The sequence below is a fragment of the Acrocarpospora sp. B8E8 genome (assembly GCF_039871605.1).
Taxonomy (GTDB): Bacteria; Actinomycetota; Actinomycetes; order Streptosporangiales; family Streptosporangiaceae; genus Acrocarpospora; species Acrocarpospora macrocephala.
On the sequence record NZ_JBDPLV010000207.1, the window covers coordinates 1 to 1,158 of the forward strand.

Here is a 1,158-nt window from a genome sequence, read left to right on the forward strand (position 1 = left end):
CCGGCCTTCAGGCCGGGGAGGAATCGGGAGCGGGAGGGCCGCCGAGGCCCGAGCGTGCCCTGACCGGTCAGTCACTGTGATCAGCTTCTTTCTGGGGGGTGTAGCCGTAGCCGTCCGCCCGCTGGAGGGCGCGGACGTGCTTGTGGTTGATCCCGGTGACGCGGCCGTGCCGGGTGGTGATGTCGAACGAGCCGGAGGAGCGAACCAGGACCCGTCCTGTGTGGACCCCGGTTCTCTTGCCCTTCGGTACGTTCGCCCGGACCAGATCGCCGGTTTGGAAACCGTGGTGCAGTTTGATCCGTGGCCGGGTCAAGCGGGGGAACCCGTACTTGTCGGAGGTGGTGCGGGCGTATGAGCCGCGCCCGGTCGCCTTCACCACCAGGACCACGCTCGGCCAGCCGGTCACCGCGTCTAGGTGGCCGACGTGCAGCGCGTCCAAGGTGTGCGATTTCGGGGCGCCGGTGTGGGACCGGTTCCACTTGGTTCGCCCACCCGAACCGGTGGCCACGGGCAGACCGGTGGCGGTCAGCGCCCGCCACAACGCCCACCTGGTCGAGTTGACCGCCGCCGCGTCCCGCAATGGCGCCTTCGCTTGCTTGAGAATCTCCGCCAGGAGGGCTGGTTTGCCCTCCAAGAACTCCTCAACAGGTGTCGCGTTCTTGGTCTGGTTGCACGGAACGCATGCCACGGCGAGGTTGGAGATGCGGTCGGAGCCGTCCCGGCTGCGCGGGCGGACGTGGTCGATGTTCAGCGGCACGCCGGTCGCGCCGCAGTACGCGCACGTGCGTTTCCACTTGGCCAGCAGGTACTCCCGCACCTCGTACCCAGCCAGAGTGCCCTGCTGGTACTCCACTCCTTCCAAGGGTTTGCCCGCTGACAGGGCGTGGGTGTCGAACGCCACCAGCTCCATGTGGACAGCTCGGACCGGAACCCAGCGTGACAGCCGGGTCACCCACGACATGGTCGTCTCCACACGGTGCCGCAGAGACGGGGCGAGCCAGCTCTTCGGCTTTGTGCGGTTGGAGAAGCGGGGGGCGCGGTAGCGCAGATTCTTCGACCGGCGTCGCCGCCGGTGGCTCGAACGTGCACTGAGCTTGTCGCGGATCTGCCCGCCTCGGTGATCAAGTTGGAACGAGTACATGCCGGTGCGACTCCCGC

The 1,158-nt window shown here is 67.8% G+C and carries 1 protein-coding gene; it reads right to left on the reverse strand.

Going from position 1 to position 1,158, the window contains the following annotated elements:
• Positions 1-67: 67 nt before the first annotated feature.
• A partial coding sequence (iscB, locus tag ABGB08_RS54630) for an RNA-guided endonuclease IscB (RefSeq protein WP_347608536.1) occupies positions 68-1,158 on the reverse strand: 1,091 nt, incomplete at its 5' end.